The following is an 18,212-nucleotide window of genomic DNA, read 5'->3' as shown; positions in this document are numbered from 1 at the left end:
AATCTCCAAAATTAAGTTTTAAACTCGACTTACAGGTCACTCTATTAACGTTACTTTAACGCGCATTACTTCAACGGATCGCCAGTTCAACTTCTCCGGGTTTTGAGTAATTTTCCTCTATCTTATTGCTGACTATGTCATTACCTTTTTCAAAAACACTTAAGTCAATACCTTCACCGATCATAAGATCGTTTCTACTTGCAAAATGAGGCTTAACAAACCAAACAAGCAATGGAAGCACGACTAAAGACAGGATCATATTGATCAACATAATTGCGACCAATAATAAGCCCATGTCGGCCATAAATTTTAGATCAGACAGCAAGTACCATGGCATTATGCCAATCAACATAATTGATGCCGTAAACATAATTGCCTTACCTGTAGTGGTTAGCGATTTGGTAATTGCAGCCGCCCAGCCAACTTCAGTCGTATATTCTTCGCAAATTCGAGACATTAAATAGATGCCGTAATCTATACCGACACCAACACCGAGAACAGCAACCATTACAGAGTTGATATCTAAGCCAATGCCCAGTATGTGCATCGTCGCGGTCAGCATATAATTTGAGATATTTACCGGTATTAGTATCAAAATTGCGGCAACAAACGATCTGTATGCATATGCAACAACTGCGAATATGGAGGCATTAAGAAGTAGGAGTATTAGCCAGTGATAGCGACTAACTACCGAGTTCATCGCCTGCTGGAGCGCAATTGTTCCCGAACCCATCCGTACAGTGAAATCAGCGTGCTCCGCGCCAACACTATCCACGGCCCGCTGAGCGCTTGCGAGTGCCGCGTCCACGGTCTCCTGCTTGTTGTCTTTATACCAAAGAGAAATAGTGGAGTTTTGAAACTCAAAATCTGAAACATGACCAAAGTTGACTGGGTTTGTGCCAAATACAACAGCAGTACCCGCCGCTCTTACTGCTGACTCAGTCGGATCTAGCGGTAACCATTTCGGGTCTCCGCCCGAGAACAATCTGTTAGATTCCTTCATATAGTCAGCAAACGACAAGGTTGCGCGTGGCGCCAACACTTCATCCTTTTCGACCATCGATTGTATTGCGAGGGAGACCGCCACCGCTTCAGGGGTCCTTACTACGCGACGGTTTAGATCATCGGTCTTCCCCTCTAGAATAATCTCAAGTGTATTTACTCCAGGAAAGTGACTATTAACCGCTCTTATAGCGGTATTAAAATCTGAATCCTCCCAAAGGATATTTGATCCTTCTACCGGGTTACCAATTTTAATTTGACCCGCTATACCAATAGCAGCAACCGTAATTAGAATGGCGATACCACCCGTAATCCGCGCGGCTTTCCCGTGGGTGATACTGGCTATCGCGTTCAATAGCCTTAATTGAAGACCATTAACGCCACCGCTAACCTCGTCTGTAGACGTTAACTCGTCAATATTTGATGGAGTGGGCAAATAGGACAGTACAATCGATATGAGAAAGACACCTGTCGGTATGATTGAGACGGCCCAGAAGCCGGTAAATAGCGCAAATCTCTCCATTGCGGGAATCGGGGCTAAACCGATGAATACGATACCCAATGTATCGGTAACCACACCAAGTATCGACGGTGCCATCATTACACCCATGGTTACTTCCGCGGCCTTCTTTTTATCTTTTAGATGAGCAAATATTTCATAGTAGCGCTCACTAAATTGAACACAGTGAGAGAAGGAACGTGCGACCAGTAATAGTGGCACAATCATCAATAATGGTTCGATGGGCGAGGATATCCAGCCGACCATTCCAAAGCCCCAAACAGCCGCTACAGAGCTACATATAATCGGTGTAAGCGTGCCGGCGATGTTACGCATGTATAGCGCAAGAGCTATAATTAATGCAAATACAGTAACCGCAAAAATCATGTAAGTTTGATTTTGTAGCTTATAAACCCACCCAGTCAGTATTGGTTGACCAACGACATATACTTCATGATTTCCATCCCGATACTCCTTAGCCAGGAGCTGAACGGACTTGAAAACTACGTCATAGTCTAGAAGGTCTTCTATAAAAGCGGCTGTTATAATTGTGGCCGACTCATCCCCGGACACATAAAAGGTACGGACATTAGGACTCTGATCTACCTTTTTTCGAAATGCATCAATTTCTGTACGATTTGCTGGAACTGAGTCTCCCATCAAGGGCCTCATGTCAATCCCGTATGGCGTTGCCTCTGCGTAACGAGCCTTCTCAGTAGCGATTGAAATTAACGTATCGTGGTTTATACCCGGAGTTAAGTCGAGTGCACGAGTAAAATCCCATACCTTCTGAAGCGTCTCAGTATTGTAAATGTCGCCATTCTTACGTTTTATCATTACCGAGACAGTTAAGGGATTACCAAAGTTCGGGTGATCCTTAAAAACCTGTACATATGGATCGTCAGCGGGTAGCAAGTCCGAGAAAATTGTCTTTATTGTCAAACCCTGCATACCGATAGCGAAAAAGACGGTTACAGCAAGAAATAATAGCGCTACCACGAACCTGTTCCGCATTACAAGTGCAGCAAGCCGAAAACGATAATTATCCATTCCCTGTCCTCATTTATTGTATTTATAGAATTCAGATTAGAGCCATGCTAATTATTATGTGCGCCAGCTCTAAATCTCTTTACAATAGAAAATCTCATTTAAGATCAAATGAATCTCTACAATATTATTTAGCAAGCGCAGAACATACAGAAAGACTCGGAGTTGCCCAGTTTCTGCACTCATCGCGCCCTCAAGCTACTTATCTTACTACCCGCTACAAATTGACCACCCATCTTCTGCAGATCAAACCGTCTGGAAAAGCATTTCGGTATACTTACACGTCTATTTCGATAGCACCCAAACCTTTCGATGGGGCTGACTGAAATAAATGCACATTACTGACTATCCAAAGTTGGGAATTGCACATAAAGGTCAGCAATGGCAAATAGATTCTATAAGTATCACTTTCCTAAAAAGAAAATCTAAGGTATCCACGCGCTCGAGCTTTAACGAGTTCCCATTCCACGAAGACAAACAATTGTCCTCATAAGATAATATGAATTGTTTTATTTGGTATTTACTGGGAATCGTGAATAGCGATGTTAAAGATATTTTTATAATTTACTGCTTACACTATAACGGAAAGATAAATTTTAATAATATTAAAAACTAAATAAAGATACTCGGCATAGCGACAAAAAGCTGATCACTTTAATATTGCGAGAATATCGTATGTAAACTTATAGATTAAAACATCTGTCTATTATTAGAAGAATAATCATAAGCAATATAAGCGAGGACATTATCAATGATTAAAATAAACTATGTTGACCATAAAGGAACCAACTTCGAAGTCGACGCTACAGAGGGCGAAACACTAATGAGTGCGGCCACAAACAACTTAGTGCCTGGCATAGACGGTGATTGCGGAGGAAGTTGTGCTTGCGGTACCTGCCACATCATTGTGGACGAAAACTGGGCGCACCGCCTTTCAGATCGAAACTCAGAGGAAATATCCTTACTGCAAATGACACCGGATTTCGAAGACAACTCGAGGCTGGCGTGCCAAATAGTTGTAACTAAGGAACTCAATGGCTTAGTAATTAACATCCCCGAGCATCAAATGTAAGAACACCCCCTAGGAGAATGAAATGAATATAGCGATAAAAAAACAACTCGTTCCGGATCCTTATACTGAAACATTGGAAAATATCGATTTTAGTGACGGCCGGCTCTTTGAGACAGATGCGTGGAAGTCCTACTTTAAACGTCTCCGCGATGAAGACCCAGTCCACTATCAAGCTGACAGCCCATTCGGTCCATTTTGGTCGGTTACTAGCTACGACGATATTCTGTACGTTGACAAACATCACGAGATATTCTCCTCTGAGCCGGGAATACTCATCGGCGATTTTGAAGATGAAATACCACTCGAAATGTTTATTGGAATGGACCCTCCTCGCCACGACCAACAGCGCGTTGCTGTCCAGTCGGTTGTCGCCCCTAAGAACCTGGCTGCAATGGAATCTCTAATTAGATCTCGAGTTTGCACAATACTGGACGACTTACCATTAAATGAAGAATTCGACTGGGTCGATAGAGTATCGATTGAATTGACGTCACAAATGCTAGCGACATTATTCAATTTTCCGTTTGAAGACCGTCGTAAACTAACCTATTGGTCCGATTTGGCGACGGGTACTCCTGCACTTACAGATGGAGATGTTGACCCAGCTGAGCGAGCGGCTGGCCTAGCTGACTGCCTAACCACCTTCCAAAAACTATGGATGGAGCGCCTAGAGGAAGGCAAACCAGACGGTGAAGTGGGTCTAGATCTGATTTCCTTGATGCAAGCCAACGATGAAACCAAAGACATGATGGATCGCCCCATGGAGTTACTTGGTAATCTAGTGCTCTTAATAGTCGGCGGAAACGATACTACCCGCAACAGCTTAACTGGCGGCCTATTTGCACTAAACAAGTTTCCTAAAGAGTTTGAGAAACTTAAAGCCAATCCCGCCGTTATTCCGAATATGATTTCTGAAATCATACGTTGGCAGACACCGCTGGCTCATATGCGCCGAATTGCAAACCACGACGTGAATCTTGGCGGAAAGTCCATTAAAGCGGGCGATAAAGTTGTCATGTGGTATGCATCAGGCAATCGCGACGAAAGTCACTTCCCTAATGCTGACGATCTCATCATAGATCGCAAGAATGCACGCAGCCATTTATCTTTCGGCTATGGAATACATCGCTGCATGGGGAACCGGCTCGCGGAAATGCAACTACGAATTGTTTGGGAGGAAATTCTAAATCGCTTTTCAAGCGTTGAAGTGGTTAGCGGTCCTACCGGCATAAAATCAAACTTTGCCAAAGGCTACAGTTACATGGGCGTTAGGTTAACACCAGTATCCTAAGCAGTTAGGTAGTGCCCGGAGCTAATATCTAAGGCTTTGGGCACAGACTACTATTTAGATATAGTTCACCTAATTATTATTACAAATTTATACCAAGGGTAGTTCTCGTATCAATATCCGATAAAAAGATACCCATTATTTGGAACCTTATTTCGTACATTGCAATTTCAGACACTTTACCCATATAAAAGATGGAGTTCATAATAATGAAGATCACCGTTACCCGTAGACTTGGGGGCGCTATCATATTCATCCTGTCATCCCTACTTTTACCTGCTTGTTCATACAATCCCTTTCCGACAAACGCTACGCAGCCACAAGAAAAATCGGTTGAATGGAATAAACACGGTGGAGACGATGGTGAGCAGCGCTTTTCTCCATTGCAAAAGATTACACCCGACAATATAGCCAATCTCGGCCTAAGCTGGTCGTTTGACCTCGGTGTTAGCCGTGGAATTGAATCAACCCCTATTGTAGTCGATGGCACTATCTATGTTACGGCAACATGGAACATAGTCTCCGCCTTAGACGCCAAAACTGGCGCCCTGCGTTGGCAGTTTGATCCGCAAGTTGATCGTAGCAAAGCCGCGGATTTGTGTTGCGACGCAGTTAACCGTGGCGTAGCTTTTTCCGACGGAAAAATCATTACTGGCACAATAGATGGTCGCCTAATAGCACTTGACGCTAAATCCGGTATTAAATTATGGGATGTCGTCACTGTCGATCAAAGCCAGCCCTACACCATTACTGGCGCACCTCGCATTGTTAAGGGCAAAGTCTTCATTGGCAATGGCGGCGCAGAATATGGCGTGCGCGGATATATGTCGGCCTATGACATTAATAACGGTAATATGCTGTGGCGCTTCTATACTGTGCCTGGCAATCCTGCAGATGGAATTACGAATCCAGCCATGGCACGGGCTGCAACCACGTGGACGGGCGAGTGGTGGAAATTTGGCGGTGGCGGCACCGCATGGGATTCAATGGCCTACGACGCTGAGTTAGATTTACTGTATATCGGCGTTGGCAATGGCTCACCGTGGAATCAAAGTATTCGCAGCCCAGGCGGTGGCGACAACCTTTACCTTTCATCAATCGTCGCCCTGCGTCCTGATACCGGAGAATACGTTTGGCATTATCAAACCACACCGGGTGAATCCTGGGACTACACCGCAACTCAGCACATGATTTTAGCCGATTTAGAAATAGGCGGAAAAGATCGCAAAGTGATTATGCAGGCCCCTAAAAATGGCTTTTTCTATGTTATCGATCGCGCTACCGGTGAATTACTGTCAGCAGAAAATTACGTTCCGGTAAATTGGGCTAGCCATATAGATCTTAAGACAGGTAGACCCGTCGAGGTTCCAGAAGCGCGCTATGGTAGCCAATCACCGCACACCCAAATGCCTGGCCCATTTGGCGGACATAACTGGCATCCCATGGCATATAGCCCTAATACCGGTTTAGTCTACATCCCTGCAATAGAAACACCTTTTGTCTACGCAAAAGATAAAGATTTTAGTTACAAAGAAGGTCGTTGGAATACAGGCGCCGATATGACTAAGACATCGCTACCCACGAACGAAGCGGACTTTAAGGCAATCAAAGAGATGCTGAAAGGGCGGCTCATAGCATGGGATCCGGTTAAGCAAAAACGTGCATGGCAGGTTGAACACAGTAGCCCATGGAATGGTGGCGTGCTAGCCACAGCCGGGGGCCTGGTGTTCCAGGGTAACGCCAGCGCTAAGCTTGTGGCCTACCGAGCAGATGATGGGACTCCGGTTTGGGATTTCTTCGCACAAACGGGCATCGTTGCGCCCCCCATCAGTTATCAAATTGATGGGGAGCAATATATCGCAGTGGCGTCCGGATGGGGCGGCACATTCGCTCTTCTCTACGGTGGCGTACTTCCAGAAAAACAAGCAACGGCAGGGATTAAAAGAGGGCTAGGCCGCCTAATGGTCTTTAAATTAGGCGGACAAGCCAAACTGCCGGCGCTAAGTGATTTAGTTGAGCGCAAACCAACCCCCCCGGCTTCCACCGCCGATAAGGCAACCGTAGCAAATGGCAACCGACTTTATGATATAAACTGCGCGGTTTGTCATGGTGACCACGCAATCTCTAGCGGTTTAGTGCCTGACCTGCGCTGGACTCCGTTCCTCGCAAGTGACGACGCTCTTCGGCTTGTTGCCCACGACGGCATTTCCAGCACCAAAGGAATGCCTTCATTTCATGGAGTACTAACCGAGCAAGACCTACACGCGATACGCGCTTATATAATATCTAGTGCGCACAAAGGGCTCAAAAATGAATAAATTTCAGGGCGGGGGAAATCATTAACTTGCAGATTGATTAGTAGGAAAGGCTTCCACATTAAGGAGAAGGACGGAAGCCTTTACTGCCAAAAAATTAACACCAAAAGCTCATAGCAGAATTATTTAAGATTTATTATAGTCAAGCTAAAGCGCGTGGTGTGCGCTAAATAAAACAAGCTCAATAAGCCTATATACAAATTTTAACACCAGTAACTTAACGAAGAATAATCCACAATACACTTGAAAACAGGTAGTAGGCAGGAAATTATTTGTTCATTATATCAAGCTAGAGCTTAATGAGTATTTTTTACTTCTTCGCTAGTAATATACTCACTCGGACACATCCCATACCATCTCTTAAATGACCGATTAAATGAGCTCTGCTCACTATACCCGAGAGCGCCGGTTACCTGTGACATTGGAATATCAGGATTTTTCAACAGTTTTTTTGCTTCATCTCGTCTAACCTCATCAATTAAAGATTCAAATGTATACCCTTCAGCTTGAAGCTTACGATGTAGAGATCGACCATGAATGTTCATTTTTTCTGAAATTAAATCCCGCGTTACTCTTCCCGTCGGTAACAATTTTTTAATTATGTGCCGCGCCTTATGACTAGCAAGTACAACAGGGTTAGAATTGGCGTCAATTTCTATTTCCACTATCGACAAGTAATTCGAGACCAACTTGTGTAGGCCTGAATTTTTAGAGCTGACTATCAATTCCAAGCATTTAGTGTCTAGCTCAATTGAATCGCGTGGTTGATTAAAAGAAACCGGACAATTGAAAATTTCATTGTATTGTTCTTCTGTTGAAATCTTCGCGTGCCGAAAATTTACTTTAAGAGGTTTAAGAAGACTTCCCGTCAACAAGGAAATAATGTGATAAGTACATCCAATTGTGTGCTCGACTATCTGTTCATGATCTTTTTTTTGTAAACCCACAAATTCAAGACAAGCGTAACTACGCTCCCCCTCATCTAATGAGAGAGAAATTACCGGTGTGTAATGATAAAGGAAATGACCAACGCTATTTATAATCTCACGCACATCAGCCGAAGCCAAAGCAAGAAACGCCACTGGCCCAAGGATATCCTGATCTTGTCTAGCCGACAATCGCAAACCGAAATCACTGCAGTCCAACATAGCCGCGCTAGTAGAAAGTAAACTAGCAAAATCGCAAAATGGAAAAAAATAATCTTCGTCGGTTAATCGCCTGTAGTCAATCCCAGAGTTGCTTATAAGTGAACTGGCATCACCGCCGAGTTCGTCGACAAGATCCTCAAAGCCATTTAGGCAACTGCTTCTAATACGTCCAGTCATCATTTAAACCAATAATTATTTTCCCGGATTACGAGGCTATACCCAAATCAATTTTATCTTTGACAAATACTCCGCCGTTAATAGCAGGCGAGTCACCTGTGTTAGATATATTCATTTGAGTATACTTGTATGTCAGTGTCTTCGCTAGCGGCTATCAAAAACTGGACTTTCGATTTATATTGCCTTGCTAAGCGTGATCCATGAACTAAGCAAACCGTAGGAACGGAAATCCATCTTTATTTATAAGCTCTCGAACAGGACGACTAGGGAATTTCAGCGCAAAGTACACCAATCTAACAATCCCTGCATTCTTACGACCATCTCTGATAGACAGTATACATGGCGAATTTAGAAACCAAACGATGTCGCAATGGGCTAATTAATGCCCCCTATGACGACACAAAAATAAATTATCGAATCCGGCGCGAACCACACAGCTTCTTCCTATTATGTATGGTCGCCGAGGAAATCTACAAAACGGCCAGCTTTACAATGCGGAAATCGCGTAACGACGCATTATCGCGAAAGCCAAATAGACATCCGCTCACAAAGGCTATGAGCACCCAAGGCCAATCAATGGACCAAACCCACCATACCAAGATTAAAAATACCAAGTTTCAGAACAGAACGTCTTAGTAACACCGGTATTAAGCCAAACACCCTTACATTCTAAAGCTTCAAAATAGCTTTTACACATTTGCCGCTGTGTTGATCCGAAACAGCTTGATTTATATCATTAAACGCATAGAAATCACACAGCTTATCAAAAGGAAACTTTCCCTCCATATACAGATCGACCATCACTGGAATGAACTCCGAGGGATCCGCATCACCTTCACAAATACCCTTTACTTGAATACCACAGAGCAAAAGATTAAGTACATCTAGCTTTAACATCGCTTCATCTTCTGAACTGGGAACTCCGACAACACCAATAGTTCCTGCTGCCGCCATCGCCGCTACAAGCCCACCAAATACAACATTCTTGCCGGTGGTTTCCAGCGCATAGTTCAGGCCATTTGGCGCGATTCCGCGAATTGCATCGGTCATATTCTCAGCCATGGGGTCAATAACATGGGTCGCACCTAACTCCAATGCTAATTGGCGTCGGTTTTCATGCGGTTCCACAACGATAATTACCGCGCAACCTTTCACAACCGCACCCAATACCGCGGCAAGCCCAACCGCCCCTCCGCCAGTAACTGCTACTACAGAGTCGGCCTCGCATGCCATTGATCGCATAAAGCTGCCCGCTCCCGTTTGGATTCCGCAGCCCAATGGGCCGAGCAGCTCTAGTGGTGCATCGTTACGCACCTTGATAACGTTGTTTTGGTTACATAGAGCGTAGTCTCCAAAAGAGGACTGCCCAAAAAAGTGGCTGCTTATTGGACCAGTGCTGTCGGACAGAGCTTTACTACCATCAGACCGGGTCCCGATCAAATTTAGAGGCGCAAACTGCTGACAATAATTTTTGTGATCGTGCCCGCACGGTGCGCACTCCCCACAAAAAGTGTAAGACAATACCACGTGATCACCTGGTTTTACTGACTTTACTGCGGAACCTACTTTCTCAACAACTCCGGCCCCTTCATGACCGAGCACAACAGGCATCTCAGTAGGCAACGCTTGGTCCCGGGCTGCAATATCAGTGTGACACACACCAACACCCACAATCCGAACTAGTACTTCATCTATTCTTGGATCTTCCAGTTCTAAGCTCTCTACTGTAAAATCCGCTCCGGCTGTGCGACTTACCGCTGCTGTAACCTTCATATCTCATTTCCCGATTCAATTCGTAAACTATTTTTAATTAGTTCTATTGCTAAACCATACTATTTTTTGTAACAAAAACACTTAACGCCAAACCAAGCTCAAACAGAAGTAACATGGGAATTGCGAGCAATGCCTGTGATACGACATCGGGCGGAGTCAGAATCATACCGATCGCAAAACAAGAAATTATTATGTATGGCCGCTTTTCACTTAATGCCTTTCTGCTTGATATCCCGCTGGCAATAAGCAGCACTGTAGCTATCGGAATTTCGAAGGCGAGACCAAAAGCAAGGAATAACTTAAGTGCCGTATTTAGGTATAGGGAGATATCCGGAGTGTAAGAAACGCCTTCGGGTGTAGCCCCGCTAAAAAAACTAAATACGAGGGGAAACACGATATAAAATGCGAACGCAATTCCACAGTAGAATAGGAGGACACTGCAGCTCAGCAATGCGAAACCAAGACCTCTTTTCTTTTGATACAATCCAGGCGCAATAAACCCCCAAACCTGAAAAAGGAACACTGGCATTGATATCGTAAAAGCAGCACAAAGTACGAGTTTTAATGGCGCCATAAATGTGGATGTGACGTCGGTTGCTATCATACTCCCGCCAACAGGTAAATATTGCAAAAGTGGTTCCGCAACAAGGCTATATATTTCTTGTGAAAAAGGCAGCAAGACTAGTATTGATAGAAGCATAGCGCCAAGAAAGCGTAGAAGCCGATCACGAAGCTCAGTAACGCGAACCGTCAGCTGAGAACCTTGATCAATCGCAGTAACTAAACTCATAATTCTGGCACGCCATCTTTTCGCGCATGTTGAAGAAGGTCGGAATCCCCGTCATCACGACTTTCCTCTAGAGCAGACTCTTTAACAAGTGAGCTGCTATCGGACGCATAATCAGTAACTCGATAGTAGTTCTTCTTTAAATCTGCGAGATCCTTTTCTATCTTCAATGCTGAATCATCCACCAGCGAAGCGCGTATTTCCTTAGCACCTATTTCAATCTCAATTTCATCTCGCAGCCTCTTTATAGATCGCTTAATACGGCCAACATAAAGAGTTCCTGTCCTAACTGCTCCCGGAAGGCGCTCTGGCCCGAGAACGAGCAAGCCAACAATCGCTATAATCACTATCTCAAGGAAACTCACGTCAAACATGGGCAGCTGCACCTCATCGTTCAGTAAAGGGTAAAATTTTCTTGTTAGGCAAAGCTTTCTCAGTTCTTAACTCGGCGATTATAATGAGCTAGCATATCGCTACAGAGCTAAAAAAATGGCCTACTATTCATCAGTGATGAAGTTTTTAATTTCAGCCGGCACAAGCTCACTATCATTCCGAAAATTCTATTACTGATTAACGGAATTAATAGTTAGACTGCCTCTTCGATAGGCTTCCTACTAAATATTCCTAGAATAGGTGTTCCGTGCGCCCGCAGTATGGGTTCAATTTCGCGATGAAGCGCATGGTAACGATAGAATGGTACGCGGGGAAACAGATGGTGAATTGAATGAATATTTTGACCAAACCAAAACCATTCAAAAGGACGCATCCAGAACGGCATAATGAGGCTGCTAGTATTCTGATACCGCTCAGTATTGTCATACGGAAAGTGTGGCCGATAAGCAAACCAATATCCCACACACCAGGCGCCAATAAAGTAGCCAAGAATAATGACCACCGAAATCCCAGGTCGATCAATAAACACAATAGCAAGCCCACGCCAACCTAAGGACACGCACACTTCAGTACAGTATAAAATACGATCCTTCAACTTCGCCGACTTCCAGTTATTCTTAACAAAGAATAGATTCTGCGAAAAGAAAAACCGAAATATCGTAATCACAGACGTGATAGGACCTCTTTTCATCTGACTTATACCGAAATCTGGATCTTTATCTTCAACATTGGTATAGCGATGATGGGTGAAATGTTCATACTTATGTGATGCATAAGCAATTCCAATTATTGGTGCAACAGCATAGCCACAAAGCGCATTAAGCCAACGTAAACTTGGTTTACTTCCACTGATATTGCCGTGCACCGCTTCATGCAGCGTAGTATATGACATATAGGTAAGCACACCCGTAATGAGCGTCGCTAACCATACAGACATATATCCTTTTGCAAAAAGTACTAAGCAAGGAACAAAAAGGCTACATACAATAAGAGTAAGCGCCAACGTCGGCCATGCAACCTTCCCCATATGCCCTAATGCAGCACCTGTAGCCTGCTTATTTAGCTCAATCAAATCATCTTGCATATTTTAGTCCTTTACAAATTACAATTATAATTATTAGGAATGGAGCTATATAAGCTAAGCATCTAGTCATATTCCTAATCGCCAATAGCAATAAAATGCCGCAATGGTAGTCAGATTAGCCACATCGCTTTCTATCAGTAACATGATCTTTATTAATTAATAATATAATTCTAAATAATGTTAAAATTTTACAGACCCACGATATTACTCAACGACTTTTATCCGCAAACCGTCAAATCGTGAATTGATTGTTATTTGACACCCCAGCCGTTGGGGAATATCGCCGTCCGCTGCAAATTCGAGCATGGCAGACTCCATATCATCCGGCGCTTCAAATAGGTCAGGAATGTTAGTTTCCGCGTATATCCGGCAAGTCCCGCACGCGCAACCTCCGCCGCAATCAGCATCAATACCTTCAACCATATTTGCTGCGGCGACAGACATAACACTTACCCCAATGTTTGCTGAAACGGTCTTTTCGACCCCGCTACTTTCAATAAATGTAATTTGAACTTGCTCTGTACTTTCACTCACGTTGTAATATTCCTAACTGTCATAATTTTCCGTTCTATTGCCGAGCTAGTTAGTAGCTCGCAACTCCCATAATTTCTGCCATACGCTGATGGTCGATTTCCAAGATATCGCCACCATTTTTTTCATAACGTCGCCATGCAATTTGTATTGGGTTTTGTGCAGTGGTTACCATCCTATGGGTCCGCGGATGATAATTTCTTTTAAACACTGGCAGTGCCGATTTCAAGAAACGGGCTAATGTGATAATACAGAAGCTCATCTTCTTTACGGCTGAGAATGGGTTCCGAAGCCAACCCTCTACTTTCGCCATAGCCCAGTAGCATTGAATTGTTTCACTGGCGATGTGCATCAACGCAAATAGCACCATCCACTTTCGGTACCATTCATGTTCGCCGTACAGGTGTTTATACACTTCAAATGCAACTGCACCGTGTTCAACTTCTTCAACTTGATGCCATAGCCACAAAGCCTTCATAACGCCATCTGCTTCTTTGAACCACTTCTCGTGATTATCGAGAACGATCATTCCGCCAAGAAATGTGAAAGTTTCATATCCGGCAGTGAACGCAAGCAAACGTTTCATATCGTCTTTTTTTGCATGATCAGTAAAGTAGTTACGGGCCTGCAGGTCCAGACGCTCTACTTCGGGGTAGCGCTTACTCAACCACCGATTAACCGCGATGAAATTTTTGGCGTGGTGCCCCTCCTGACCTATAATCGCAGATACATCTCGCAACAAAGCCTCATCCTTAATCAGCTTTTTTGCGCTCGAAAGCGCCTTAACGAGGTATCGCTCAAAGTAAGGAACGTGCACACCAAGAGCATTAATAAACATTGAGAATTCCGGCTTAGTGCGACTCCACAAGGGATCATTGAACGTGACCTTGCTCAAATCAAACTGCAGAGGTCTCACAGGAATTTCATCCATTGGATGATCAGATGGAAATGTATTCATTGCGCCCCTCCATAATTCTTATGGGTTTAGGATCGCATAAGAACTAGCAGGAAGAGCAGGCCGATAGGTTGGGTTTAGTTAATCGGTTAAAAACCAACCATACCCAAGGATTGGATAAAAAGCAGAAAACCCTTAAAACCTGTTTATTATCAATACGTTAATAATAATAATAAGAAAGAAAAGGTCCGCAATTTTGCACGATGGTGATAGGTCTAAGTGAAGGAACCACGTGAAATATCGAGATAACACTGGAATCAGCTATATTAAATTCACTTTTCGGGCATAGGCCGCTGCAGCTGTACGGCTCCGAACCTCAATTTTTTGATAAATATTATGAAGATGCCATTTTACAGTGGCAATGGAAAGCACCAACTCCTTTGCAATTTCATTATTTGCCATGCCCGCGCCGATCAACTTCAAGATATCAATCTCTCTACTCGTTAAGTCACCGCAAACTTCGTCATGAGATGCAGCCTTACTCTCACTTAGAGCATCAATGGAATCCCCATTCAACAGCAATATCAAGCGATCTACAAAATCATTTTTTACCCGTAAATCATCAACTTGCACTCCACTAGCGCGCTTTGATTGGATCGCCTCAAGTATTGGCAAGACTTGCTTCCCTGACACAACAATAGGATAAGCATGATCTTCGTGGCACGCGGCACTAACGAGCTTATCCAGCTCCCGAACACTCTCTTTTTTCTGACCAAGTTGCCATAAGGCCAAGGCCTTAAGGGTTTTCAAGGTATACAGCTGGCGAACACTGTCGCTGTGCTTAATCTGTGTAAGATTGATCAGTTTCGCTACAATCTTAAAAGCCTCGTCCGCCTTGTTTTCCGCTAACAATAACCGCGCCCTTATCAATTGCCTGGTTTCATCAATTGCAGGAAGTAATTCCGACGGAATTTCCTCATCTCCCGTTTGAAAGTAGTTGGTACGAATGACCGTTTCTTTTGCTGCCTCCAACTGATCGTCCCAGACTTGCAGCTCTATTTCCTCAGCAATAAGACCTAAATGCAGGCGTGGCTGGTTTGTGCTTAACGCCGACTCCTGTCCCTGGTGCAATACTTCGCGAGCGAGGTCTAGCTTTCCAGCCCACACCAATTGACGAGCCTCATTCCTTATAGCCACAAACAATGCTTCGACAGGGCCATACAAGGAAATAAAGGACCGGCCCGAGTGGGAATTTCGCCTAACTAAATTGAAATTACATTTCTGAACGTTAATTTCAGTGTGTATAAAATCTGCCATTGCACACAAGTAAAGATTATTCTCACCTAATGGACCTGCCTTGTACGAAGCCTTAGTTGCATTGCCTGACGCAGCACGTAGCTTACCCATCTCTACATTAGCAAGGCCAGCAATAAAAACAGCCCAAAGTGACAAATAATTAGAGCCTGATTTTATACTGTACTTGTAACCCTCCGCGGCGTGAAGGACACTTTGCACATATTCGCGGCGCCCCAGAAGCGCATATGCAAGACAATTACGTATAGAAGAAATGCTGAAAGACTCTGTTAGCGGAATATCTGCCAATGCACTCTTACATATCTCAGCGCTAGCCAGCAGCTCGTCAGCGCAACCATTTGCAATAGCTTCTGTTGCTTTGGCACGCCAATAGCAATCAATCTTATCGTCTTCGGTCAACGACCATAAATATAAACTAGAGTCCGCTAAACCTGCATACACTTTCCCACAAAGCTCGATAGCTAGCTCTGGATTTCTACTGAAGGCACTAGACCATGCATGATTAAGTAAAAGTGTTGGTCGATTCGCGTGATATTCGACTGGCAGTCGCCGCATCCAATCAAGTACAGTTGAATGATCACCTCGTAGAAAAGCTAAATCTGGCGCTCTGGTAGTAATAAGATCTGCAGCCTTCTCGTAATTCTTTGCCGTTAAATAATACTGAATAGACTCTGTGAGCATATTTTCATTTTCACACCACTTTGCGGCATTAACACATACTTCATTATATTTCGCCGGATTTACCTTTTTTAACTCGGAACGAAGAAAATCAGCAAACAAATGATGATACCTAAACCACTCAGCCTCCCGATCTTCGCAAACGATAAATAAGTTATTCTTATCGAGATACTCTAGCATCGTATGACCGTTAGCTAACTTACTAATATGATCACACAAACTAGCAGAGAAACGGATAAGCGGTGATGACAATAACAAGAACTCACGCACATCGGATGGCAAACCACGCAAAACAGTCTTTAACAGATATTCCGTCAGCGACTTGTCTTTCCCCGTAAACCCCTCCACGAACTCTGCTACCGATTCATTAGAGTTCGTTATCGCCAAAGCAGCGAGCTGTATACCTGCGAACCAGCCTTCCGTTGAAGTGTGAAGTGTTTCAGCGGACTGAAGTGAGCACTCTATGTTATGCGCGGCCTTCAGATATATTACAATTTCACTAGCAGTCAAATTTAGCTCATTCTGCTTGACCTCAGTGATCATGCCAGATATTTGGCGTCGACTTAGGTCCAGTGGCAGGCGATTCCGGCCAGCTATAACGATGCACATTGTAGGTGGTGCGTGAGCAATTAACTTATTCCAAAATCGCAATATTAATGGGTTACTAATGAATTGAAAATCATCTACAAACAAGACGAATTCACTTTTAATGGCGATTATCCGCGCCAAAATCGAGTTAAATAGTGAACGGTAGTCTTGCGATGGATTGGACTTAAGAAACACCAAGTCACGCTCAGCGCTCTCAGTGTCTAAACTAGCGATACTGGCAATTAAATACTTTGAAAAAATTGCAGACTCATTATCATCGTCGTCTAAGCTAAGCCAGCAACAATGCTTACCATTGCCTTGTGCACTACGGTATAACTCCGTCATTAACGTGCTTTTCCCGGAGCCAGCAGAAGCGACAATCGTAAATAGGCCTGTACTGGTCGTGTCGCAAACTAAACGCTTTGATAATTGTTCACGGACAATCGCCTTAGCGCGAATACTCGGTGGCCGAAGCTTTGTTTCTAAAATCTGAAATTGACTAAATGGTAATCCAACGGCATCCACTAACAATTGTCCTTCTTATTAAATTTGGCGCTACACGGCTAAAAATGGTCGTATATACGACTGCGCGCGAGGCCTTAATAACTAGCGCAAGCCAATATTATGGGATAATAAGGTAGTATATACCTCCAACACCCTTTCCGCTCGCCCAAGCAATAACCGCATACTCCTAAACTTTTTCAACGTAGTCAAACGCCTAGTATTGTGTTCTCGCGTATCACCTACTCTATCGTAACTCCCGTGACCGCGTTCGCAGAATTGGCTCATATCAGATGTTTCGAAGAGAATTAAGCCGTTAAGCCCGACAGCTTTCATGCTTGCACCATATTGGTTCAATGTTAGCGCTCAGGTATATCTCCACATTTTTATACCGAACAAATGCCAACTTGAACTAAATACTGACAATTTTCATCGATTGACTGGAAAAATATCTTTCAATACCAACATTTCGATTGGGTTGATAATCATAGATTATCTATAGGATGTAGGTCGTTAATAGAAACGCCACATTATTTTGGAGAGCACTAACGGTATTAACCTGCTTTATATTCGCCTACTGCTTAAAAATGGAACAATAACAATGCTACATCATTATTCTAGTAAACTAATACGTCATGGCCTTGCCGGCATTCTATTCTCCCTAACAGCCGGATTTATACTAATCTTTTCTATGATTGGTGGAGCCTCACTCAGCCCAATCCCAATTCTTATCGAGTTTGATGTGCCTGGCACGATCAAAGGATGGCGCGGCGTACATATTGGCATGATGATGAACGGCATTATGGCGGTCACGTTAGGCTGTGCAATGAGAGCAGTTTACCTTAACGAAACCCAAGCATTTAGGGTATTTAGCGGTACGATCATCGCGGTTTGGGGAAACTGCATGTTTTATGTGTTCGGCATGTTTGCCCCCAATCATGGTCTAACAATGGAAGCAAATGCAATGGGTGAAGCTAGTCTAGCTGGTGCATTAGCATTTTTACCCGCCTTAATCGGCGCGATCACATTGTTCTATGCCGTTATTTCCATGCTGAACGCAGAACCATCTGACTGATCGTTTTAAGGCCATCGCAAACCACACTTCTCTCACATAGCCATG

At 43.8% G+C, this 18,212-nt stretch carries 13 protein-coding genes; 4 read left to right on the top strand and 9 right to left on the bottom strand.

Annotated features, from left to right (window positions below; translation table 11 throughout):
• Window positions 1-70 precede the first annotated feature (70 nt).
• The gene (locus ABD836_RS09685) at window positions 71-2,551 is read right to left on the bottom strand and encodes an efflux RND transporter permease subunit (protein ID WP_344935147.1); all 2,481 of its coding nucleotides are present in this window, start codon (window positions 2,549-2,551) and stop codon (window positions 71-73) included.
• 748 nt (window positions 2,552-3,299) lie between these two features.
• Here ABD836_RS09685 and ABD836_RS09680 point away from each other — a divergent pair.
• The 3 genes from ABD836_RS09680 (at window position 3,300) to ABD836_RS09670 (ending at window position 7,226) form a co-directional block, all read left to right on the top strand.
• Window positions 3,300-3,620 carry a 2Fe-2S iron-sulfur cluster-binding protein gene (locus tag ABD836_RS09680; RefSeq protein WP_344935145.1) on the top strand — a complete coding sequence of 107 codons (321 nt, stop codon included), beginning with the start codon at window positions 3,300-3,302 and terminating at the stop codon, window positions 3,618-3,620.
• A gap of 22 nt (window positions 3,621-3,642) precedes the next feature.
• Window positions 3,643-4,911 carry a cytochrome P450 gene (locus tag ABD836_RS09675; protein ID WP_344935143.1) on the top strand — a complete coding sequence of 423 codons (1,269 nt, stop codon included), beginning with the start codon at window positions 3,643-3,645 and terminating at the stop codon, window positions 4,909-4,911.
• A 206-nt stretch (window positions 4,912-5,117) separates the two neighbouring features.
• The gene (locus tag ABD836_RS09670) at window positions 5,118-7,226 is read left to right on the top strand and encodes a PQQ-dependent dehydrogenase, methanol/ethanol family (protein WP_344935140.1); all 2,109 of its coding nucleotides are present in this window, start codon (window positions 5,118-5,120) and stop codon (window positions 7,224-7,226) included.
• Between the two features lie 293 nt (window positions 7,227-7,519).
• Here the strand turns inward: ABD836_RS09670 and ABD836_RS09665 are convergent, their stop codons facing one another.
• From ABD836_RS09665 to ABD836_RS09630, 8 genes are all read right to left on the bottom strand, one after another.
• Entirely contained in the window at window positions 7,520-8,551 is a 1,032-nt protein-coding gene (locus ABD836_RS09665) for an AraC family transcriptional regulator (RefSeq protein WP_344935138.1), read from the bottom strand.
• Window positions 8,552-9,217: 666 nt separating this feature from the next.
• The gene (locus ABD836_RS09660; RefSeq protein ID WP_344935136.1) at window positions 9,218-10,321 is read right to left on the bottom strand and encodes an NAD(P)-dependent alcohol dehydrogenase; all 1,104 of its coding nucleotides are present in this window, start codon (window positions 10,319-10,321) and stop codon (window positions 9,218-9,220) included.
• 49 nt (window positions 10,322-10,370) lie between these two features.
• Window positions 10,371-11,111, bottom strand: coding sequence for a twin-arginine translocase subunit TatC (gene tatC / locus ABD836_RS09655; protein ID WP_344935134.1), 741 nt, complete (start codon window positions 11,109-11,111; stop codon window positions 10,371-10,373).
• On the bottom strand, window positions 11,108-11,482 hold the full coding sequence (tatB, locus tag ABD836_RS09650; RefSeq protein WP_344935132.1) for a Sec-independent protein translocase protein TatB: 375 nt from the start codon (window positions 11,480-11,482) through the stop codon (window positions 11,108-11,110). Before tatB ends, tatC begins: the two co-directional genes overlap by 4 nt.
• 212 nt (window positions 11,483-11,694) lie before the next feature.
• Window positions 11,695-12,585 carry a fatty acid desaturase family protein gene (locus tag ABD836_RS09645; RefSeq protein WP_344935130.1) on the bottom strand — a complete coding sequence of 297 codons (891 nt, stop codon included), beginning with the start codon at window positions 12,583-12,585 and terminating at the stop codon, window positions 11,695-11,697.
• A 204-nt stretch (window positions 12,586-12,789) separates the two neighbouring features.
• Window positions 12,790-13,119: a 2Fe-2S iron-sulfur cluster-binding family protein gene (locus ABD836_RS09640; RefSeq protein ID WP_344935128.1), complete on the bottom strand. Its 330-nt coding sequence runs from the start codon at window positions 13,117-13,119 to the stop codon at window positions 12,790-12,792.
• A gap of 49 nt (window positions 13,120-13,168) precedes the next feature.
• Window positions 13,169-14,074: a metal-dependent hydrolase gene (locus tag ABD836_RS09635; protein ID WP_344935126.1), complete on the bottom strand. Its 906-nt coding sequence runs from the start codon at window positions 14,072-14,074 to the stop codon at window positions 13,169-13,171.
• Window positions 14,075-14,332: 258 nt separating this feature from the next.
• Window positions 14,333-17,116, bottom strand: a complete 2,784-nt coding sequence (locus tag ABD836_RS09630) for a winged helix-turn-helix domain-containing protein (protein WP_344935124.1) — start codon at window positions 17,114-17,116, stop codon at window positions 14,333-14,335.
• A 577-nt stretch (window positions 17,117-17,693) separates the two neighbouring features.
• Between ABD836_RS09630 and ABD836_RS09625 the strand changes: the two genes are divergently transcribed.
• The gene (locus ABD836_RS09625; protein ID WP_344935122.1) at window positions 17,694-18,167 is read left to right on the top strand and encodes a styrene oxide isomerase; all 474 of its coding nucleotides are present in this window, start codon (window positions 17,694-17,696) and stop codon (window positions 18,165-18,167) included.
• Window positions 18,168-18,212 lie beyond the last annotated feature (45 nt).

Origin of the sequence: Zhongshania borealis (assembly GCF_039539625.1) — a bacterium.
Taxonomy (GTDB): domain Bacteria; phylum Pseudomonadota; class Gammaproteobacteria; order Pseudomonadales; family Spongiibacteraceae; genus Spongiibacter; species Spongiibacter borealis.
The sequence above is the reverse complement of the archived record's forward strand: the minus strand, read 5'-3'. Positions and strand labels throughout refer to the sequence as shown.